At 46.5% G+C, this 21987-nt stretch carries 19 protein-coding genes; 6 read left to right on the top strand and 13 right to left on the bottom strand.

Going from position 1 to position 21987, the window contains the following annotated elements; translation table 11 throughout:
• Positions 1-16: 16 nt before the first annotated feature.
• Positions 17-904, bottom strand: coding sequence for a hypothetical protein (locus tag ACRD67_RS06870; RefSeq protein ID WP_430966318.1), 888 nt, complete (start codon positions 902-904; stop codon positions 17-19).
• A 195-nt stretch (positions 905-1099) separates the two neighbouring features.
• On the opposite strand from ACRD67_RS06870, the gene ACRD67_RS06865 reads away from it, so the two are divergent.
• Complete coding sequence (locus ACRD67_RS06865; protein ID WP_430966317.1) at positions 1100-1888, top strand: MBL fold metallo-hydrolase; 789 nt, start codon at positions 1100-1102, stop codon at positions 1886-1888.
• Positions 1889-1893: 5 nt separating this feature from the next.
• Here the strand turns inward: ACRD67_RS06865 and ettA are convergent, their stop codons facing one another.
• The 3 genes from ettA to ACRD67_RS06850 form a co-directional block, all read right to left on the bottom strand.
• Entirely contained in the window at positions 1894-3585 is a 1692-nt protein-coding gene (gene ettA / locus ACRD67_RS06860) for an energy-dependent translational throttle protein EttA (RefSeq protein ID WP_430966316.1), read from the bottom strand.
• A 37-nt stretch (positions 3586-3622) separates the two neighbouring features.
• Entirely contained in the window at positions 3623-3805 is a 183-nt protein-coding gene (locus ACRD67_RS06855; protein WP_430966315.1) for a CAL67264 family membrane protein, read from the bottom strand.
• A 75-nt stretch (positions 3806-3880) separates the two neighbouring features.
• A complete protein-coding gene (locus tag ACRD67_RS06850) occupies positions 3881-4864 on the bottom strand; it encodes a Gfo/Idh/MocA family protein (RefSeq protein ID WP_430966314.1) in 984 nt (327 codons plus the stop codon).
• Between the two features lie 75 nt (positions 4865-4939).
• On the opposite strand from ACRD67_RS06850, the gene ACRD67_RS06845 reads away from it, so the two are divergent.
• A complete protein-coding gene (locus ACRD67_RS06845; protein ID WP_430966313.1) occupies positions 4940-6568 on the top strand; it encodes an acyl-CoA carboxylase subunit beta in 1629 nt (542 codons plus the stop codon).
• A gap of 202 nt (positions 6569-6770) precedes the next feature.
• On the opposite strand, the gene ACRD67_RS06840 is transcribed toward ACRD67_RS06845, so the two are convergent.
• The 4 genes from ACRD67_RS06840 to ACRD67_RS06825 form a co-directional block, all read right to left on the bottom strand.
• On the bottom strand, positions 6771-8357 hold the full coding sequence (locus tag ACRD67_RS06840) for a DUF2135 domain-containing protein (protein ID WP_430966312.1): 1587 nt from the start codon (positions 8355-8357) through the stop codon (positions 6771-6773).
• Positions 8358-8445: 88 nt separating this feature from the next.
• Complete coding sequence (locus tag ACRD67_RS06835; RefSeq protein ID WP_430966311.1) at positions 8446-9792, bottom strand: M24 family metallopeptidase; 1347 nt, start codon at positions 9790-9792, stop codon at positions 8446-8448.
• 123 nt (positions 9793-9915) lie between these two features.
• Positions 9916-12021 (bottom strand): vWA domain-containing protein, encoded by a 2106-nt coding sequence (locus ACRD67_RS06830; RefSeq protein WP_430966310.1) that lies wholly within the window; start codon positions 12019-12021, stop codon positions 9916-9918.
• Positions 12022-12028: 7 nt separating this feature from the next.
• A complete protein-coding gene (locus ACRD67_RS06825; RefSeq protein WP_430966309.1) occupies positions 12029-12526 on the bottom strand; it encodes a TonB-dependent receptor in 498 nt (165 codons plus the stop codon).
• A gap of 236 nt (positions 12527-12762) precedes the next feature.
• Here ACRD67_RS06825 and ACRD67_RS06820 point away from each other — a divergent pair, with 236 nt between their 5' ends.
• The 3 genes from ACRD67_RS06820 to ACRD67_RS06810 all read left to right on the top strand — a co-directional run bounded on the left by ACRD67_RS06820 (position 12763) and on the right by ACRD67_RS06810 (position 14538).
• Positions 12763-13317, top strand: coding sequence for a dihydrofolate reductase family protein (locus tag ACRD67_RS06820; RefSeq protein ID WP_430966308.1), 555 nt, complete (start codon positions 12763-12765; stop codon positions 13315-13317).
• A 28-nt stretch (positions 13318-13345) separates the two neighbouring features.
• A complete protein-coding gene (locus tag ACRD67_RS06815) occupies positions 13346-14080 on the top strand; it encodes a hypothetical protein (RefSeq protein WP_430966307.1) in 735 nt (244 codons plus the stop codon).
• A 119-nt stretch (positions 14081-14199) separates the two neighbouring features.
• Complete coding sequence (locus ACRD67_RS06810) at positions 14200-14538, top strand: cyclic-phosphate processing receiver domain-containing protein (protein ID WP_430966306.1); 339 nt, start codon at positions 14200-14202, stop codon at positions 14536-14538.
• 44 nt (positions 14539-14582) lie between these two features.
• On the opposite strand, the gene ACRD67_RS06805 is transcribed toward ACRD67_RS06810, so the two are convergent.
• From ACRD67_RS06805 to ACRD67_RS06795, 3 genes are read right to left on the bottom strand one after another with little or no spacing between them, the layout of a single operon-like run.
• The gene (locus ACRD67_RS06805) at positions 14583-15644 is read right to left on the bottom strand and encodes an AMP-binding protein (protein ID WP_430966305.1); all 1062 of its coding nucleotides are present in this window, start codon (positions 15642-15644) and stop codon (positions 14583-14585) included.
• Complete coding sequence (locus tag ACRD67_RS06800) at positions 15628-16563, bottom strand: CPBP family intramembrane glutamic endopeptidase (protein ID WP_430966304.1); 936 nt, start codon at positions 16561-16563, stop codon at positions 15628-15630. Before ACRD67_RS06800 ends, ACRD67_RS06805 begins: the two co-directional genes overlap by 17 nt.
• Positions 16554-17606 (bottom strand): o-succinylbenzoate synthase, encoded by a 1053-nt coding sequence (locus tag ACRD67_RS06795; RefSeq protein ID WP_430966303.1) that lies wholly within the window; start codon positions 17604-17606, stop codon positions 16554-16556. The genes ACRD67_RS06800 and ACRD67_RS06795 overlap by 10 nt, the downstream gene beginning before the upstream one ends.
• 48 nt (positions 17607-17654) lie before the next feature.
• Here ACRD67_RS06795 and ACRD67_RS06790 point away from each other — a divergent pair, with 48 nt between their 5' ends.
• Positions 17655-18449 (top strand): SDR family oxidoreductase, encoded by a 795-nt coding sequence (locus ACRD67_RS06790; protein WP_430966302.1) that lies wholly within the window; start codon positions 17655-17657, stop codon positions 18447-18449.
• Positions 18450-18459: 10 nt separating this feature from the next.
• On the opposite strand, the gene ACRD67_RS06785 is transcribed toward ACRD67_RS06790, so the two are convergent.
• Positions 18460-20454: a sensor histidine kinase gene (locus ACRD67_RS06785; protein WP_430966301.1), complete on the bottom strand. Its 1995-nt coding sequence runs from the start codon at positions 20452-20454 to the stop codon at positions 18460-18462.
• A 753-nt stretch (positions 20455-21207) separates the two neighbouring features.
• Positions 21208-21963, bottom strand: coding sequence for a LytR/AlgR family response regulator transcription factor (locus ACRD67_RS06780; RefSeq protein WP_430966300.1), 756 nt, complete (start codon positions 21961-21963; stop codon positions 21208-21210).
• Between the last annotated feature and the right edge of the window lie 24 nt (positions 21964-21987).

The following is a 21987-nucleotide window of genomic DNA, read 5'->3' as shown; positions in this document are numbered from 1 at the left end:
TAATGGAGAGTGTTTATTACTTTAAAGCGAACTTAGAAGTTCCCAATAATTTCAACCTATCATCATATACATTTACCATGTAGTTTCCTTTTTGGAAATCACCGGAAGGCTTGTTGATGTAGTCACAAACATCCAATGAGCTGTTCTCATAGTAGAAGTTTGTTCCTTTGCTATAGGTCACCGAAGCACCGGAATCGTTAGATTTAGAATAACTCTCACCCAGTACGTTACCTTGGGGGTCAAGAACTTCTACAAAGAATTCCCTATCTCCGGCTTCAGCGATTACGTTGTCAGCAATGGTAAAGCAGATTTTGAACTTGTCGGTTCTGGTAGCTCTGGAAGTGGATACCAATTTACCACTGCTACGCTCTTTAACGGCGTCAACGGTGAATTTGGAAAGGTTAAGTGCAGAACCTCTTTCAACAGCATCGGCCAATTGGGTGTTCTGTACTACCAAAGAATCGTTGAAAACAGTTTGTTTCTCCAACTCTACAAAAGTACTGTCCCTTTGCATGGCGATCAAAGTGTTCGATTGCGTCAAGGAATCTACCTGCTTCAATAATTGCTCTCTTTCCTTTTTAAGGATGCTAACTTGCCTTCTGTAACGTGAAAGGGAAGAAATGTCCGCTTTCATTGTTTTCACAGAGTCAATGTACTTGGCAATATTATCCCTGGCAGATACCAATTCCTCATTGGTAGCATTGCTTTCCAAAATAGCTTTGTCGTACTCAGACTTTAGGCTATTTAGATCCTCAACCACCAATTCTTTCTCTTGGGTAAGCTGATTTGTAGTCTTTTGCTTGTCCTGATAAAGACTAACGGTGTAGATGATTGTACCTAACAATACTACCCCGAGCAAACCTGCTATCACTTTTAATCCGTTGTTACTCTTCGTTTCAGTCATAATGTAAAGATTAATTAACTTCTTGTTTACGCTATTAAAGTTATTTGTTTTCTACGACTATATACGGTGCAATCTTCCATATGGATTTTTTGGATGAAAAAAAGTGAATATTGTCCTTCCCAAAAGAAATTGATATACTAACTTTATAGAGGGGCCAGGGACGCCCTGGTGAAAGAAAATTAAAATTTTGCAAAGATGAAAAAAATATTGCATATCCTATTGTGTTGTTCCATGGCGCTCTTGGGCTGTAAGGACAGAACCAAAACTCCCACACTAAACGAGGTGGCCGAAACCCTGGAGCCCGATGTTGTGGAAGATATCAAGATTATTCCCATATCCCACGCCACAGCGGTTCTGGAATGGAACGACACCACCATTTATATTGACCCGGTGGGAGGCGCGGCCGCCTTTGAAGGACAAAAACCGCCCGACTTAATTTTGATAACGGACATCCACGGCGACCACCTCAGTGTGGAAACCCTGGAGGAACTGGATACCAAAAAGGCAAAAATTGTAGTGCCACAGGTCGTTGCGGATAAAATTCCAACAGAATTTACCCCGCAAATAGATGTTTTGCACAATGGGGACACCAAGGAACGCTATGGTATTACGGTAACCGCCATCCCTATGTACAATCTTAGGGAAGAGGCCCTGGCATTCCACGCCAAAGGGCGCGGAAATGGGTACGTGCTAAGCAAGAACGGGCATCGCATATATTTTTCGGGCGATACGGAGGACATTCCCGAAATGAGGGCACTGCAAAATATAGACAGGGCTTTTGTTTGTATGAACCTCCCCTATACCATGACGGTTGAAAGCGCAGCAGATGCGGTACTTCAGTTTAAACCGGTGCAAGTATACCCCTACCACTACCGGGGAAGGCCCGAAGTTAGTGATGTGACTAAATTTAAGGCGCTTGTCAACGCTGGCGACCCAAATATCGAGGTGGTACAATTGGATTGGTATCCCAATGAGGACTATTAAAAACCTTAACGGATCAGTTTTTTGTATTTGATGCGCTTGGGCAAGATATCCCCACCCAATCGTTTTCGTTTGTTTTCCTCATAGTCCGAAAAGGACCCTTCAAAGAAATAGACCTGTGAATCGCCCTCAAAGGCCAGGATGTGGGTACATATCCGATCCAGGAACCAACGGTCGTGGGAGATGACCACCGCACAGCCTGCAAAGTTTTCCAGACCTTCTTCCAAGGCCCTTAGCGTATTTACATCCAAATCGTTGGTGGGCTCATCCAATAAGAGCACATTGCCCTCTTCCTTTAAGGTCATGGCCAGATGTAACCGGTTGCGTTCCCCTCCCGAGAGCATACTTACTTTTTTGTTCTGTTCGCTGCCAGAAAAATTAAACCGGCTTAGATAGGCCCTGGAATTTACCTGTCTACCGCCCATCATAATCAACTCTTGCCCATCGCTAAAGTTTTGCCAAATGGTTTTTTCGGGATCAATATTGGTGTGACTTTGATCTACATAGGCAATTTTTGCCGTATCGCCCACACTAAACTCGCCCTTGTCCGGGTTTTCCTCGCCCATAATCATGCGGAACACGGTAGTCTTTCCGGCGCCATTGGGACCTATGATGCCCACAATGCCCGCCTGCGGCAAGTTAAAATTCAAATCTTCGTAAAGGAGTTTATCGCCATACGCCTTGCTCACCCCTTTGGCCTCTATTACATTGGTGCCCAGTCTGGGACCGTTAGGGATATAGATTTCCAGTTTCTCGTCCAGTTGCTTTTGGTCCTGGCTCAACAGTTTGTCATAGTTCTTTAAACGTGCCTTTTGTTTGGTCTGCCGGCCCTTTGCGCCTTGTCTTACCCATTCCAACTCGCGTTCCAGGGTTTTTTGTCTTTTGGAGGCCTGCTTGCTCTCTTGGGCCAAGCGTTTCGATTTTTGATCTAGCCAGCTAGAATAGTTGCCCTTCCAGGGAATACCTTCGCCCCTATCCAATTCCAAGATCCAACCCGCCACATTGTCTAGAAAGTATCGATCGTGGGTAACGGCAATGACCGTGCCCTTGTATTGTGCCAAATGATGTTCCAACCAATGCACGGACTCGGCGTCCAAATGGTTGGTAGGCTCATCCAACAATAGAATTTCTGGTTCCTGCAGCAACAATCGGCATAGGGCCACCCTTCTTTTTTCACCACCGGATAGTACAGAAATTTGTTTGTCCCCATCAGGCGTGCGGAGGGCGTCCATGGCAATCTCCAGTTTGGTGTCCAGTTCCCAGGCGTTGGAGGCATCGATCTTGTCCTGCAGGTCGGCCTGTTTGTCCATTAGCTTTTGCATCTTGTCCGCATCCTCATAGACCTCGGGCAAACCGAACATATCGTTGATCTTATTGTACTCGTCCAGGATGGCGACCGTTTCGGCAACACCTTCCTTTACGATTTCCAGCACTGTTTTTTCCGGATCCAGCTGTGGATCCTGTTCCAAATAGCCCACCTTATAACCCGGGGAGAAGACCACATCGCCCTGATAGTTTTTGTCCACCCCGGCTATGATTTTCAGCAAGGTGGATTTACCGGAGCCGTTGAGCCCCAAAATACCGATCTTGGCACCGTAAAAGAAGCTTAGATAAATATTTTTGAGAACAGGGGTATTTGCTGTTTTGTAGGTTTTGGTCACCCCGGACATCGAGAAAATGACTTTCTTATCGTCGGACATAAATAAAACGGATTACATTAAAAAAAGAGGAAAAGTGTTAGACCCTACCCTTGAGGGCGTTAAAGACCCATGCTATGGCAAAAAAACCGACGCCTACTGCGGCGAATCCCCATCCGGCAACGTCATCATATCGAAAGGCACCCAGTGCGATCAAACACATTCCTACGACAATCATAATAAACGTAGCCCATGCTAGCACGGTATTCTTATTCATTCCCATATTGTTTTAGTTTGGTTGGTGGTACTTCCAAATATCGTAAATTTTAGAGGAACAATTCCAAATAAAAACAAAACTTTAGGATTCAAAGGGGAAGGTGATGTTGTTCTGCGCGCGTACCAGATCCATTAACTCGATCAGGTCCAGGCTGTTCTGGTGCGACCAGAGCATGCTCTGGGTCTTGTTTGCCCGCAAACAGGCCTGCACCTCCAGGATCTCATGAAAATACCCCTTTCCGGTAGGCGGCAGTTCAAAACGTTCCTCGCTCCCCTCCTTCTCTATTGAGTAAGCGCTGGCCTCATGCCAGCGGGGTTCAATGAAAATAGACCCCTGGCTGCCGGAGAGCTCCGCCCGCATTTCAGATTTTGATTTTAGGCCACTGTACAATACGGCCTGGGCATTCTTATAGCTGAAAATCATAGAGGTCTGTGCCTCTATGCCGGTGGTATGGAAGTTGGCGGCCGACAGTACCCGGTCCGGTTTTCCCAATATCAGATAGGCCAAAAAAATGGGATATATCCCAATATCCAAAAGCGATCCCCCGGCCAGGTCCGGATTTAGAAGTCGGCTCTTTTCGTCCCGATCCAGGGCGTAAAAGGCAAAATTGGCATGTAGATACGCAATATCGCCTATGGTACCCTGATCTACGAGTTCCTTTACCTTATATATCGTAGGGTTAAACCGGCTCCATAGGGCTTCCATGAGAAAGACCTCCTGCTTTTGGGCCACAGCGATCATCTGCTCCACCTCTTTCCTGTTTACCCCCATAGGTTTTTCACAGAGCACGTGCTTTCCATGCTCCATACAAAGAATGCTCAATTCGGCATGGGAGGTATGGGGCGTGGCTATGTAGATCACATCCACTTCCTTATCTTCCATTAGCTCTGCATAACTGCCATAGGCGCTACCCACCTGATACGCCTTGGCAAACTCCGAAGCCTTGTCCTTATTGCGGGAAGCCACTGCTACCAATTCGCCATCTTTTACCAAACCCAGGTCCTTGGCAAAATGGTGCGCTATATTGCCCAAACCGATGATGCCCCAACGTATTTTTTGATCCATTTTACTTTTGAAATTTGTCAAAGTTAATCAATATTACTCCTTATATTTATCCAAATCAAAGAAACAATTCAGTCCATGGACATCAACTTCAATAAAAACGAAGATCACAATAAACTACTCCTCTCAGATTTTAAGAAAAAGCTTGCCCAAATCAAGTTGGGCGGTGGTAAGGCCCGTATAGAAAAACAGCACGCCCAGGGCAAGATGACGGCCCGGGAACGGGTAGACTATCTATTTGATGACAACAGTACATCCATCGAAATTGGGTCGTTTGCCGGTGATGGGATGTACGCCGAGCACGGTGGCTGTCCTTCCGGTGGGGTCGTGGTCAAAATGGGCTACGTAAAGGGCAAGCAGTGCATTGTCATTGCCAATGATGCCACGGTAAAAGCGGGTGCCTGGTTCCCCATTACGGGAAAGAAAAACCTTAGGGCCCAGGAAATCGCCATGGAAAATCGTCTGCCCATCATCTATCTGGTAGACAGCGCCGGGGTGTACCTGCCTATGCAGGACGAGATTTTTCCGGACAAGGAGCACTTTGGACGCATTTTTAGGAACAATGCCGTCATGAGCAGTATGGGCATTCCGCAGATTGCGGCGGTCATGGGAAGCTGTGTGGCCGGCGGGGCCTATTTGCCCATCATGAGCGATGAAGCCCTGATCGTGGATAAGACCGGGAGCATCTTTTTGGCGGGGAGTTATCTCGTAAAGGCCGCCATTGGGGAAGATATTGACAACGAGACCCTAGGGGGCGCCACCACCCACTGTGAGATCAGTGGGGTGACGGATTACAAGGCGAAGGACGACAAGGCTGCGTTGGACACCATTAAGGGCCTTATAGACAAAATGGGGGATTTTGACAAGGCCGGGTTCAACAGAGTCAAGGCGAAAAAGCCCTTGGAAAAACCCGAGGACATCTATGGCCTACTCCCCAACAACCGAACGGGACAGTACGACATGCTGGAAATCATCAAGCGCTTGGTAGACAATTCCGAATTTGAACAATACAAGGAAGGTTATGGCAAGACCATATTAACGGGCTATGCCCGGATCGATGGCTGGGCCGTGGGCATCGTGGCCAACCAAAGAAAGGTAGTAAAGACCAAAAAGGGAGAAATGCAGTTTGGCGGCGTCATCTATTCCGATTCCGCCGATAAGGCCACACGCTTTATTGCCAACTGCAACCAGAAAAAGATCCCGTTGGTGTTCCTTCAAGACGTTACCGGCTTTATGGTGGGCAGCAAAAGTGAACACGGGGGCATCATTAAGGATGGTGCCAAAATGGTGAACGCCGTGAGCAATTCCGTGGTTCCCAAGTTTACCGTGGTCATCGGGAACAGCTACGGGGCCGGGAATTACGCCATGTGCGGCAAGGCCTATGACCCCAGACTTATTTTTGCCTGGCCCAGTGCCGAACTGGCGGTCATGGGCGGCAATTCCGCTGCCAAGGTGTTGCTTCAGATAGAAAAGGCCTCCCTGAAGAAAAAAGGGGAAACCATAACCGAGAAAAAGGAGAAGGAGTTGTTCAACTCCATCAAGGAACGCTATGATGCACAGGTGTCCCCGTACTACGCCGCCGCCCGTTTGTGGACCGATGCCATCATAGACCCGTTGGATACACGTACCTGGATCTCCATGGGCATAGAAGCGGCCAATCACGCCCCTATTGAAAAGCCCTTTAATCTTGGGGTCATTCAGGTGTAGGCACCTTTCGCAAAAAAACACGCGCAGTTTTAAAATAAAACACCTGCAGTTTCAAAATAAAACACGTGCGGTTTTAAAATAAAATACGTGCTGTTTCAAAACAAAACACCTGCTGTTTTAAAACAAAATACGCGCAGTTTTAAAATAAACATCGTGCCGATTTTAAAAAGAGGCCTGAACAAGGGCCCAGGATTCCCTACAATTATCTGGCCACCACCGTCGGGGTGTTGGACACCGAGAACAGTTCCTGATTCACCTCGCGGATCCCCATTTTAAATACTTTGGTCTCCTGGCGCTGTGCCGGGGTCCCGTAATGATAGTAGACCGTGGCCTTGATGTAGGCAGGGGTAAGTCTTTTATTGCCCTTGTACTTTACGTTCACCTGCCAATCGCCCTTTAGGGCACCATCGATCAGGTACTCCTCGCTGGAATATCCCAGCTGTCGCTCTTCCTCAATGCGGTCGGCATTGGCCATTTGGGAGCGCTCCCAAGTATAGTACTGCCCTTCCGGATTTACGAATTGAAGTGCAAATTCGGCCTCACTATCGTTCCATTCAAAGACCAAGCGGGTGCCTTCAAAATCGTCCTTCCAAGTGTACAGCCCATAAGCCCTGGAGGGTAAAAATTCCTTACCGTGCAAGCGCACCAGGTTGTTCATTTCCCGTTTCATGAGCGCAGTGAATTCCCCTTCCTTGAGCATGCCTGTACGCAACAAGTGGTTATAGCGATAGTGCATGGCCGCGGCCTTGGGAAACTCCCCAATATCGCGGTAGCTACAGGCCATATCCAGGTAAGACTGCGCATGGTCCGGGCGCAGGTTAAAAATTTGTTTGTACAGGGCATTGGCCTGCTTATGGTCATTGTTCTTTTGGTACATATAGGCCAAGGCCTTGAGCGCCACGGGGTTTCCTTCAAAATAGCTCCAGTGGTCGTCCAGCACCTTTTGGGCCATACGCCTGTTGTTCCATCGATTTAAAAAATAATCATAGGTATCTATGGTAAAAAAATAAGAGCTGGCATAGGCCACGTTTTTCCGTTTGTATATGGCAATGGCCTCCGCCTCGTTCTGTGCGGAATGGAGTGCCCTCAAATAATTGGGCGCGTTTTTGGCGATCCCGGTTTCCTGCAGCACATCGCCCTTGAAATAATTATCCCTGAGCTTTACGCGATCATAGGGCTCGTTGGTCCCAGGTTCGGTGCGCAAAGTTCCCATGGAGGTGTTCACCACAATCACCCCACCGGAGGCAAAGGAGCCGTATTTGGCCGTGGCCACCAGCGAAGGAATAAGAGCTATACGTTCTACCTCCGTGACCTGGATAAAATTGGGCGCGTTTACGTAAACGGCACCGTCCACATCAAAGATGGCCGACCGGCGGTTGCCGCTGCGGATAAAGACCCTGGGAAAGGGATCCCTGGGCGATTGGACCACCCGAACAAAAGGCAGTTTCGACCGAAGGGCGGTCACGAAATCCACGCTGGCCAGGTTAAAATCCCTGCCCTCATACATACGCATGGCGTAACCCGTGCGGGCCTTGTCAATGATACCAAATGCCGTTTTAATGAGATTTTTATTGGTGGGATATTGCTTTTTTAGGGCTTCCTGCGTCCTGGATCGCTTCACGGCCTCTTTGCGTTCGGTCTCGGCCAGCCGATATAGATTGGGCACCCGCGGCCCCTGTTCCGTCAAAGTTTCTAGGGCCACCTTTGCCATAGGTTGCCCTTTTTGGGAATAGCCCGAAAGGGCGATGGATAAAATCAGGAGGGTCAAAGAAGTTTTCAAAGGTGTCATAGCTGTAATTTTTTTGGATTCGTAACTGTCATGTATCAAACAAATGCATCAAAAATTATACCCAAATCCGTAGGGCACCCAAGAGCCATTATCTGCCCTGATGCGTCATAGGTCTGGGAATCAAGAGAAGTTGGGTCTGCCTGCCATTGACATAGCGGAAACCCTCTTCCCCATAAAAACCTGCCTCTTCCAACATAATCCGGATATCCCGTTTCCATTGGGGCAGTGTTACCGTCGTATTCAGTTCTATTGCATAAACCGTATTGGGGCGCAAGGGATAGGCCTCCCCATCGTCTTTCATTACCCCGGTCTGGGCATCCCACATGCCTATGGTGGTCCCGGCAGAATGCCCGTACGAACCTAGGGGATGCGTATAGATAGCAGGACGCAACCCGGCCTCCCTGCCCGCTTGTAGCGCCTTGGCCAATATCTCGTTGCCCGTGCGACCACTGATCATGTTCTCCGTTAGAAAGTCCTGCACCCGATTGCCCTCTTTTAGCGCCGATACCAAAAATTCCGGAGCCCTTTCCTCGTTTGGCCTTAGTACATAGGCCAGTTCTTGGCAATCCGTGTTCAGGCGCAAATAGGTGATGCCAAAATCGCAGTGCAACAGGTCTCCCGGGCGGATTACCATGTCCTCTGGCCTCCCGGAGAAGGAATACAGGTGCCCCACCAATTCCTCACTGCTGCGTTGCACGTCCACCGTAGGGTGAAACCAGGTTTCCAGACCCAGATCCGTTACTTTTTGTCGCATCCACCACTCTACCTCTGTGGTCGTGGTGATGCCCGGACTGATCACCTTTTCCGAAAATGCCTCGGCGATAATACTGTGGGTAAGGCTGACCAATTTATTGTAGATGACCATTTCGCGTGGCGTTCGGGTCTCGATCCAGCGTACGGCCAGTTGTTCGGCCGTGGTCACTTTGGCGTGATAGGGCTTGGGAAGATACCGCATAAAGGCCTCATAATCGGTCTTGTCCAGGCCATCAGCGATGTTGAAGTCGTCCGAATAATTTAGGCCTATTTTCTTCGGTTTTCGCTCTTCTATCAATTCCATGAGCCGCTTCCATTGGTCGGGCTGCTTCTCCTTGTCCCAGGCCGAGCTGATGTTCTCCCCTACGTCATAACGGGCCACCGCCAATTTTTCAATGGCATTCTTGGCCTTGTCCCTATAGAACAACAGTATGGTACGTCGGCGTGCGTTGAGCCAAGTGGCTGGCAGCATGGTCCTGAGCACAGGGTCTTCGTTATACTCACGCGATATCAGGATCCATAGGTCTATTCCTGTTTCGTCCATTAGCCTGGGCAGTAGGGTATTGAACCTTTCCTCCAGAATTTCATCAACCACTCGGGCCCGGTCCTTTTCGGGAAGGATCTGTTGTCCCATTAGTGTAAATGAAAAAAGGAACATCAAAAGGGCAAGCTGCTGTCTCATACGGTATTTTTTGCCTTATGAAAATACGCTTTTTTGACCATTCCGCGAAGTGTTCCAAATTTTTGGGCTTTCGGCGTTAAAAGAGAACCGCCCTTTGACTATTGCAAAGAGCGGTTTGAACACCTATAAGCTACCCTTTGACGTTTTTACCAACCGAATAAACTCTGCTCTATAACCAAGCTTATCCCTACCTCTACCCGCTTCCGCCAGGGTAATGACATCGTCTTGGGCGCTATTGTTGGTAAACTGTGATTTGCGCAATTGCATACCGAACAACGCCACCGCGGAGGCAAACTTAAAATCGGGCGACATCTCGGTTGTCCGATCCGTGACAACCTGTACCAATTCTATACTTTTATCGCCATCCGGTTTTTTATATCGAAACTTTACCGTGAACAGTTCGTCTGAAAATCCTGTATTGTTCTCCAAAGTGGTATATTTTAAGTCCGCCGTTTTCTTTACATAGTCGGAGTTGACACCTGGGGCGATGATTTCATAGAGTGCAGTCACCGTATGCCCGCTTCCCAATTCTCCTGCGTCTTTAGTGTCATCTATAAAGTCCTCATCGGCAAGCAATCGGTTCTCATACCCGATCAACCGATAGGCCTGGACTTTGGCAGGATTAAATTCCAACTGTATTTTAACATCCTTTGCTATCGTATAGAGCGTACCGCCAAATTCCTTCCCAAATACTTTTTGGGCTTCCTGCATGGTATCTATATAGGCATGGTTCCCGTTTCCCTTATCCGCCAAGGTCTCTAGTTTTGAATCTTTGTAATTCCCCATCCCAAAGCCCAACACAGATAGAAACACGCCCGATTTTCTCTTTTCCTCAATGAGTTTCTGCATCGCCTTGTCGCTCGAGGCTCCAACATTGAAATCCCCATCGGTCGCTAAAATGACCCGATTGTTACCTCCTTTGATAAAATGGTCTTGCGCCAATTTATACGCAAGTTTAATTCCGGCTCCTCCAGCCGTAGAGCCTCCTGCGCTAAGTCTGTCGAGCGCATCTAGTATTTTTTCCTTGTCCATTCCGCTGGTAGGTTCCAGAACTACACCTGCCGCACCAGCGTAGACCACAATAGAGACCCGATCTTTTTCCCTAAGCTGATTGACCAACAGTTTAAAGGCCGATTTTAATAATGGTAATTTATTGGGCGAATCCATGGACCCCGATACATCGATCAAAAAGGTAAGGTTGGAAGCGGGCAATGTATGGTTTTCATATGTCTTTCCTTGTAAACCTATACGTACCAAACGGGTATTTTTGTTCCAAGGAGTTTGCGACACTTCAGCGTTGATGGAAAAGGGATGGTGTTTGGGCTGCGGATAGTCGTACCCAAAATAATTGACCATCTCCTCTATTTTTACGGCGTCCACATCTATTTTTTGTCCCTTGTTTATCATTCGCCTGATGTTGCTATAAGAAGCCTTGTCAACATCTATGGAAAAGGTGGAAAGTGGTTGCAACTGCACTTTTTGAAATTGGTTTTCAGTGATTGCAGCATAGTTTTCATCTTCCTCCACTCGATATTTTCCACTTTTCGTGGTGATTACAACACAGCCATCTTTCGCTATGTTCCCAAACAGTTTCCTGGCACGGGCGCTTTTATATACGTTGACCTTCTCAATCTTATCTGGGCTTATTTTAGCAATGACGGCATTCTTATATTTTTCTATGGGTACACCGTCAACAATATAAAGTGGTTCCTTTCCCTGCTTTACGGAAGCAATTCCCCTTATTTTAACTGTAGTTCCGTTTCCGACCAACCCACTGGCTGCTGTAATCTGCACGCCGGCTGCTTTTCCCTGTAATTGTCTGCTTAACTTATCGTGATAGGCTTGTCTTTTACTTTTTTTCTCTGAAACCTGAGTAACTGAAGCTGTTATGGAACGCTTGGTGCTTATGCCATGTCCTACCACAATAACCTCGTCCAATTGGCTGCTATCTTGTTCCAGTAGGAGGTTGATCACCTTAGCGTCGCCTACCAAAACTTCACGGGTCTTAAACCCGATATAGGAAAACACCAGTGTATCAGCCTTGCTTGCCAGAATGCTATAATTTCCATAGAAATCCGTTTGTGTCCCTTTCTTAGTTGACTTAACTACCACGGAAACGCCCGGCAACGGACCGGTGGCATCGGAGATTGTTCCGGTAATGGTCTTTTCTTGGGCCCTAGATATTGACCCTATAAATAACACGATTACAATGAGTATACTTTTTTTCATGATATGTCTAGTTTCTATTGTTCAACAAATAGTTCGTGGCCGCCACACTGTTAGCGATGGTTATCTGTTCAATATCCTGCGGATTAAGGGCGTTTAGGACAGAGGTGTCCTGGTACTGGATGCCATCCACGATAATCACGGGCCGGTCATGGCCCCGCATGGCGATAGAGGGCTGTTGGTTAAATTGCGTATTGGCAATCCTTAGTCCGGGGACCTTGGCCTGCATGCTGTTATAAATATCCTGTTGGGTATACCAGTTTTCTTCCGATGCATGGAGTTTGTACAGGCGGAAAACAGCTTCTGCTGGATTACCGGGAACATCCCTTGGTGTCACTTTGGATGGCAGCAAAGCAAATTCCCTGGGCAAGGGTTGCGTCTTTAGTACGATGTCAGCCATGGGCTTTATCCCTTGTACCAGTCCGGGGACCAGGGCTACTTTTTGTTCTTGGGCCTCTGACAGCGTTGAAAAAAGACCGAACAGCATTAAAATCATCACATTTTTCATCTTTTAGGTTTTTAAAGTTTGGTATAAACCTAAACATGAACCGCCAGGGCCACAAAGGGAAATGAGGGAAGTGGTGTTTCTCTTGAGGGAAATCAGAAATCGAAGGCCAGAGGTCAGAAATCAGAGGTCAGAGGTCAGAGGTCAGTAGTTAATACTGCCTTCCGCAGATGGCTTAGGTACTGCCAGATTTACTATCTTAGGGGTGTAATGGGACTATAGATAGCAGCAATACAACTATGACAACAGACCGTTCTAAAGTAACCCTGCACATGGTGGCCAGCCTGGACGGCTTTATTGCCAAAAGGGATGGAAATGTTACATGGATGCAATCTACCGACCGTTACGAACAGGGTGTTACGCTAACTGAAGAAGACATAGTGGCCTATCTCCAAACCATAGACTGCTATGTGATGGGGTCTGCCACCTATGAACACGCCGTGGAACTCGGATGGCCCTATGGGGATAAGCCAGTCTCTGTATTGACCCATAGAGATCTGACAAGTGATAGGGAAAACGTGACATTTTACTCCGGCGATCTGGGCACTCTGGTAAACGATCAACTAAAACCGAACCACCGGAGTATCTGGCTGGTGGGCGGGGCCGTGCTCGCCAAGGCTGCTATCCGGGCACAGTTGGTAGATGATATCATCATCTCCATTATGCCCGTTCTCCTAGGTGAAGGCCTACTGTTTTTTGACCATATTGGTCGGGAACAAGCCCTGCATCTCAAAGATGTAACCGCCTACAAGGACGGGATGGTAGAATTGTGGTATGAAGTGAAGAAGGAATGAAAGAGTATAATATAACATCTAAACTTAAATGAAATATCGAAAAGATGAAATATTAGAGATGTTAATCTCATCTTATAAATTTCAAGCTGAATTTGATTCAGGTGTTAAAAGTGGAATGTCACTGAATTACGAAACTACTATTTTGGAATGGATGGACATTTGCGATTTGTTGATGCCAACCAAATTGGCAAAGTATTTTCACAAATATTTTCAACTCAATAGACCACTAGCTGAATTAGAGTGCCTATTGAAGAATTTTGAGAAAAACACCATATCTGATTTTTGCGAATATATATCAGAACATGCAGAACGGCAGAAAATAGTGTCGATTACACTTTTGCGGCAAAAATGTGAAACCGCATCAATATTTAGGAGGTTAAAACAAAACTTGTCAAAACAAGTAGCTTATGCAACGGAATTAAAACCTAGTAGTAAGGTTAACGATTTTTTTCTTAAATCTGATGGGGTTTTATTCGAGGAAGTGAACAGAATTGCACCAGGGACACTGTCTGAGTTTGAATACCGCGCAAATAAATTGGTATTGACGGGACAAACGGTAATCTTGCTTTCCGCATTTTTTGCATATGTATTTTGGGCGATATGGTTTTTTCATTGGCTTTTGATTTTGCCAATTGCAATAGGCATAGCGCTGTATCAAATTGGAATGAAAAAAGAGCCTGAAAAGTTGAGTCTTGGCGGATTTGAAGATTTCAGAGAGTTGATTTATGGTATGAAAGAAAAATTGGAAAAAGTAAGCACTTAATCACAGCTATTGTGTATCGCAGCTCTTGCACTAGTATAAAATTTGCATCTTTAAGATGGTCCACCTCCCCGTCTTCACCAAGGGTACTATTTTGTGCTGCTTTTAGAAAGTAACAACAAATGAAAAAACTCTTTTTGGATGATGTGAGAACCATAGAAATGGTCTATGACAAATCTATGGAGGTGGAATTTGATATCGTTCGAACCTACCAGGAATTTGTTCACTACATCAAAACCAATGGACTGCCCAATTATATAAGCTTTGATAACGACCTTGGACTCGGGGAGGATGGAAAAGTGGCTCCAGATGGATTGGCCGCTGCCAAATGGCTTGTATACGAATCCGGACTGGACCTTCGGAACCTAAAATTCAAGGTACATTCAGCGAATCCTGTTGCAGCGGAACAAATAAGGGGGCTTTTAAATAATTACATTACCCATTTAAAACGGACGGAATAAAGCTGCAAACTGCAACTGCCAACTGAAAAAGACGACGGAACTTATTAGGCCAGCAACGCCAAGCTTGCCGCTCTCCGAATCTTCCCGTTTTTGGTCTCCTCAAATTTTTCCACCACCACCACTTCTTTGGGTACCTCAAAGGCCTCCAATTTCTTGGACGCTTTGAGCTTGGCGAGTAAATCTTCCTCGGGGGTACCCTCCACGACCAAAACCAATTTTTCCCCGAGCTTGGAATCCGGGAGCCCGGCCACAAAGAACCTACCTTCCACGAAGGGCGACAGTTTGGCCTCGATGGTTTCGGGCAGCAATTTGACACCCCCGGAATTGATGATATTATCGTATCGGCCCAACCATTGGAACTCGGTCTCGGAGACCAAATCTACTACATCATTGGTCGGTATGGTTTCCTTTAATAAATGTGGTGCATTGATTACCAGGCAATCGCGTTCATCTTTAGAAATAGCCACGCCGGGCAAGATGGTAAAAGGGCGGTCCGGGCCAGTAATCTTTTTTGCGGCTATATGGGTGATGGTCTCCGTCATCCCATAGGTTTCATAAATAGCCGTTGGCATATCCCCTACCTTTTCCTTAAGCGCATGGGGTATGGGTGCTCCGCCCACGATGAGCTTTTTTATCCTGGATAGTTCATCCAGGGAGGCTACCAATTGCAGGGGGACCATGGCCACGAAGTGGTACCTGCCACGGGCTGCTTGTAGCGGTTGGGCAGTGGGTTCCACATAGTATAGTTCCAGGCCCAAGATCATGGCCCTGACCAACATCATTTTTCCCGCAATATAATCTGTGGGCAGACAGAGCAGGGCGGTATCGCCCACCTCCAATCCAAAAAAGTCCCCGGTGGCCAGGGCAGAGTTCACCATGGCCTGTTTTTGCAGTGTCAGTCGTTTGGGTTTGCCGGTAGATCCGGAGGTCATTACTTCGAGGGTTGGCACATCGGATAACCAGTCCAAAAGAAAGTCGCCCATACTCAACTCCCAAGGTGCTCCTTCCTTGATCAGGCTATAGGCCACCTCCTTGAGCTCTTCCCGGCTAAAGGAAATCCCGTTGAGCTTAAAGCGGTTGTGGATTTTATTATAGGCTACTTGCATCGGCTTCCTGGGCTAAAAAAACATCCTTGGACTGTACTTTTCCGGTCAAGCGCTCGCGCCATTGTTTCCAACCGTATTTTTTGGAAAAGATAAAGAGAAGCAGCGGATAAATGATCAGTACGGGAACAAAAATATCCCATCCCAAGGTGGGTGTGGATACATCCTTGTAGATCGAATTGGTCTGGAACGCCGTCCAGTCTGCCGTCAATAACAGGGCCGCGGTAAGATTGTTGGCCGCATGAAAGCCCAGGGCCAGTTCCAGGCCCTCGTCCATAAGGGTAATAATGCCCAAAAAGAAACCCGTACCAATATAGTAGACCATAATGCCATAGCCCAATTTTTCCACTTCCGGATTGCCCAGATGCATTAGGCCAAACAGGACCGAAGTGATTACCAAGGGCACCCATCGGTTCTTGGCCATCAGGCCAATACCCTGCATCATATAACCGCGGAACATATATTCCTCAAAGCTGGTCTGCAATGGGATCAACAGAATACCTATAAGGGCCAGGCTTAGGAAAGGCCCTAATTTAAAATTCAGCACATAGTCGTCCGGTGAAAGGAAAATATCTACCATAATCAAGGCAATGGTAACAAGGCTCCAGAGCGAAAAGGCATATAGGATGCGTTTCCAGTCGATTTTTTTCCGCGAGGTGGTGAGCGAGGTTATGGATTGCGCATGGATCAGTTTTACCCAGCCCAAGACCACGACCAGCCCTACGGCCAATGGTGCCAACAGGATGACCAGCACAGTATTGGATCCCAATTGCTCTATGAGTCCCTGCATCATTTCATCTACCCCGACAGGGGAATAGAGCATGGACACATAATTGAACACCATAAATGCAATAAACCCCAGCGGGAGTATGAGATATTTCCAGAGGCCTATGGTGCCCCTATACCCTTGTTCTACGTACATAAGTTTTGTATTAAATTGATTTTCCACTCGTTCGTTTTTTTATAAAACAGTTTCCCGTTCTCCACCGCCAAAGGGCTGTCAAAATTATTGGTGAACAGGTCGCCGGTCCCCAGGCCCTGAGGCAAGGCATTCTGCAGGGTATGGGTCCACTGTGCTATGGCATTCAATCCTATATTGCTTTCCAACGCACTGGTGATCCACCAACCGATACCATATTGCTCACATAAACGGATCCATTCCTCACTGCCCCTAAACCCACCAATTAGGCTGGGCTTTACTATAATATATTGCGGCCGTATGGTTTGTAGCAATTCTACCTTTTTCGTTACATCTATGACCCCGATTAATTCCTCGTCCAAAGCAATCGGTATGGGTGTGTTTGCACACAACTGCGCCATCTCCCTATGATTTCCCTGGCGTATGGGCTGTTCAATGGAATGCAGCTCGTATTCGGAAAGTGCTTGGAGCTTGTCCGGAGCCTCTTGGGGCGCAAAGGCACCATTTGCATCTACCCGAAGCGTTACCTTCTCTTTGGAATACTGCTTTCTTATGGACGCAAGCACTTCGAGTTCCTGATCAAAATCGAGCGCACCGATCTTCATTTTGATACAGTCAAAACCGGCTTCCAATTTTTGTTGGATCTGTTCCTGCATAAAACCGATATCGCCCATCCATATAAGTCCGTTAATGGGGATAGGGCTTTCCTTTTGGGTAAAATGGGACGGAAAAAGTTCAAAAGGGTCTTCGGAAGCTAGCGATATAAAGGCCTGCTCCAACCCGAACTGGATGCTCGGAAATTCGGTCAGCGCCGTCCAGAGGGCATCCTTTCCCAAATGAATATTCTGGCAGGTCCATCGCAGCTTTTCCTCGTAACGAGGTACATCATCGCTACTGAGTCCCCTAAAGATCCCGCATTCGCCTATGCCCCATTTGCCATCCGTTTCCAACAGCAAAAACCAGGTTTCCTTTTGGGTCATACGCCCACGGGAGGTTCCGGCCGGACGTTTAAAATCGAGAACATATTTTTTGTAGGATGCCTGCATACCGATGAATCCAAATTTAACTATATTTTAGCGGATAAAATCAAAGAAATGGAAAGGATTGATGGGAAAGTAGTATGGGTAACCGGGGCTTCCTCCGGAATTGGGGAAGGCTTGGCCCGTGAGTTGGGCAAAAAAGGGTGCAAGCTGATTCTCTCCTCCAGGAAGGAGGAACAGCTGCAGCTAGTAGCTACACAATGTGGCCCTACCGAAAATGTAAAAACGCTGCCCTTGGACCTAGGGGATTTTGATGCCCTACCCCAAAAGGTAACGCAGGCCCTAAGCTTTTTTGGCAGAGTTGATGTCCTGATCAACAATGCAGGGGTTAGTCAGCGTTCCTTAATTCTAGATACAGATTTTGAGGTCTATAAAAAACTTATGGACATCAATTATTTGGGCACCGTAGCACTTTCCAAGGCCTTGCTCCCCTATTTTATACAACGGCAAAAAGGGCATTATGTAACGGTGACCAGCTTAATGGGGAAATTCGGTTCGCCCTACCGGTCGGGTTATTGCGGGGCCAAACACGCGTTGCACGGTTTTTTTGATGTGCTTCGCATGGAACACGAAAAGGACGGCATTGCCATTACGCTGGTCTGCCCGGGATTTGTGCAGACCAATGTGGCCAAGAACGCGCTTACCGCCGATGGCAGCCCTCAACAAAGCGATGATACCGCCACACAGCAAGGCTTGCCCGTAGCTGTCTTTGCAAACAGAATGATCAAGGCCGTGGAACGCAAAAAATATGAGGCCTATATTGGGCGCGGCGAGGTAAAGGGCATCTATTTAAAGCGTTTTTTTCCGAAAATGCTTCATAAGGTAGTACTAAAAAGTATCGTGAAATGAGCGTATCCTGCTAATTGAAATTGAACCAAAAACGGACACCTTCGGCCGTTTTATCTATGTTCAACATAGATTGCAGTTGGTTCACCAAACGGTTCATCAGGCGAATTCCCATAGAAGAATTGGTCCGTTCATCAGTATCCTCAGGAAGTCCCACCCCATTGTCGGTATATTCAAAGAAGCCCTGTTCCCCGTTTTTTCTAAGGTGGATGTAGATCTTTCCGTTCTCATCATCTTCGGGAAAGGCATACTTAAAGGAGTTGGAGACCAACTCGTTCAGGATCAGCCCAAAAGGAATGGCCCGATCAATGTCCAGTTCTACCCCTTCGGCGTCAATGGTGATATTGATGTTGTGTCCGCCTTTTTTGAATACGGACTGTACGCTGTTGACCAAACTCTCTATATAGCCCTGCATTTCTATGACGGACAAGTCGTCGTGCTGATATAATTTTTGATGGATCAGGGCCATGGCCTTTACGCGGCTCTTGCCTTCTTCCAAGGCCTCTATAGCGGCCTTGCTCCGGGTGTTCTTGGTCTGTAGGCTAAGCAGACTGGATACCATTTGCAGGTTGTTCTTTACCCGGTGGTGGATTTCCTTGAGCAGCGAATCCTTTTCCACGAGCGAGTTCTCAATGATGTGCTTCTGCTCGGCGATCAGGCGTTGGTTCTTTATACTTTTGAGATAGGCATAGACCAGACCTGCAAAGCCCAGGAGTGTAAAAATCAAGGAAATGAAGACCAGATTGATACGTTCGTCCTTCGCTTGCATTTCGCTGCGCGCCCGTTCCATTTCCAACTTCTGTTCGTCGATCTTCTTCCTGGAGTTGGCCAGATCATATTCGGCCACCACCTGTAGCTGTTGTTTTTTAAGGGAGGTGTCATTGGTATCAATGGAATCCCTTATCCGAATGTTCTTTTTTAAATAAAAGGTAGAGTTTCTAAAGTCCTCAACCCTGTCATAGTAGGCGGCAAACAGCCTGTTCCTTTTTAGGACATGTTCCGTTTTACTCAGGTTTAGGTCGGTATTCAGGTATTCCCTGGCCATACGATAATTTTCCAACTGGAGATGGCAATCCGCTAGGTCTAGACTATTTTCAATGATGTCCAAGGAATATTTGCCCCCGTTGTTTTCCGTAATGGTGGTGATGGCGTTCTCCAGATAGGGAACCGCTTCCTCATATTGTTTTAACTGCACGTGGCATTTGCCAATATTGCCCTCTATAATGCCCTTTAACAATTTCCCCTCAACGATTTCCTTTTCCGTTTTCACATCCGAAATATCGTTCAGGAAAACATCGATATACCCTTTGGCCTTTTTAAGGTTGGCCAGGGCCACGGAGGCCGACTTGTCCAGGCGGAGGTAATTGCCCACATTGTTGTTGTACTCTGCTAAACCGTACAGGTCACTGTCCTCAATATTCTTTTTGACCTCCATGATGTAGTCGTTCATCGCCTTTCTGTGCAGGCCCAAATTGGAATAGATGTCGTAAAAGGCAATATTTTCGATAATGCCCAACTCTTTTTTAGCGGTTCTTACCTCTAGCTGTTTATCGTAGAACTGGAGCTGCGCATAGTTGTCGTCCATCAGGTCCAACAAAATCCTTTTTGAATTGAAGCCCAACTTTTCCTTCTCCCCGTACAGCTCATTGGCAATGGCCAAACTCTTGTCATAATCTCCCAAATCACTGTAAATCTGGGACTGCATTATTTTATAGCGTTCAATAGCGGCCGAATCTTTGGTCTTCTCCGCGCTGTTCAGATACACGTTTACCGTATCGAGCCAGTCGTAGGCAGAATTTTCATTGTAGCGGTTGATCCGGTTGAAGAAGAAGTCGAACTTGTCAACGGCACCGGGGGTGTCTCGAAATGTTTTTAAAAGGTTTTCCTCAATGGAGGTTGTATCCTGTGCCATTGCAGTGCCCATGACCCAGAACAAGGCCATGTAAACATACCATATCTTACCGCGCAACTTTACCATATCATAATAAGGGGTTACCTTAATTGCCATATCTTTTTAACGCTCGATACCAAAATTTATTTAGGACTACGGCCCTAATAAACTCCTTGTCGTTCTAGGGGTCAAACTTACCACTATCACAGCGTTTTTTTTAATTTTTGTTGTCAAGTGAATTGAATACGTGGTGTGTTCAAATAACCATGGCCGTCTGAAAGCACACCTATCAAGACTCCTGCATTCCTCCAAAGCCCAAGACGTCCACCCTGCTGTTGGGGGAACAGATTATATTACAAAAGAGGCCCTACAGAATTGCACAGCCTCTTTGGTAAACACTATTTGAAAATGGTAAGATTTGGGATTTCTTACAGCAATTCAAATGTATCACTTAGAACCCTAGCTTTTAGAATATTGTTGTATAAGTGCCGATTTTTGTTGTGAAACGGGTCGGTGTTCCAAAACATGGTATTTCATCGATAATTTTGGTATTTCATGGATGGTTTTGGAGTGGTGCGCACTTTGGCCCGGGAAGCGCATGTCCCAAACTAAAAAGAGCCTTACCTAAGTAGGTAAAGCCCTTTTACGAGAACACTATATGAAAATGAAAAAATTATTTACGCCTAATACGTTTATGGATCGTAAGTAATTATAGGACCAAAGTATTTCATCCTTGCAAGCCCTCAAAATTATTGTTGCGTAGACCGCGAAATACGTTGTGAGCCCATTCCAAAATGATATCAGGAACAGATTTTGGGGAAAGAAGTCTTGGATAAAAACAAAAATGCCCGGAAGACCAAAGGCTTTTGGCTAGGAATTCATGGCAGAGATAATAAACTCTTTAAAGTCCTTGGAAATGGGAATTAGGGTATTGTTGATCATAATGTCCCGTGAATTAATGGCATCAATGTGGTCTACATTGACTATGTAGGACTTATGGGCCCTGTAAAATTTCTTTTGCGGTAATTTCTCCAAATAATCCTTCAACGGGGACCTCACCAGGAATTTCTTATCTACCGTGTTGACCTCCAGGTATACATTGTCTGCCTTTATAAACTGAATGTCCTCAAATTGGATTCGGTAGTAGAGGTGTTGTTTCTTGACAAAAATGGAATCCTTTAGCACAGAGTTCGACATTACTTTGCCATCCTCTTCCTCTGCGCTTGCAGCGCCACCCGATTTTTCAGCGTAGTTAAAATTGGAAAGTGCAATTTCTATGGAGGTGTAGAGGTCCTGTTGTTCAAAAGGTTTTACCAGATACCCGTTAGGTTTTACCGTTTTGGCATTTTCCACGGTGGCCCGATCCGAGTTTGAGGTAACAAAGATAAAGGGGATATTGTAGTTTTCACGGATATGTTTTCCCAGGTCAATACCCGTTTTATCGGAAGCAAGAATGATATCGATAAGCACCAGATCTACATGCTGTGTTTTTAATACCTCCTCTGCCTGCTCATAGACAATAACATTATCCACGATCTCATAGCCAATTTCTTCCAGCATAGATTGCATGTCATCCGCAATGATGACATTGTCTTCAACGATCAAAATTCTAATAGGTTGTTCCAATTGGTGTGGTTTTAGGAGATTTTG

Source organism: Eudoraea algarum (assembly GCF_050589645.1).
Lineage (GTDB): Bacteria > Bacteroidota > Bacteroidia > Flavobacteriales > Flavobacteriaceae > JBNGOQ01.
Note: the sequence above shows the minus strand (reverse complement) of the source record. Positions and strands in the feature narration are given on the sequence as shown.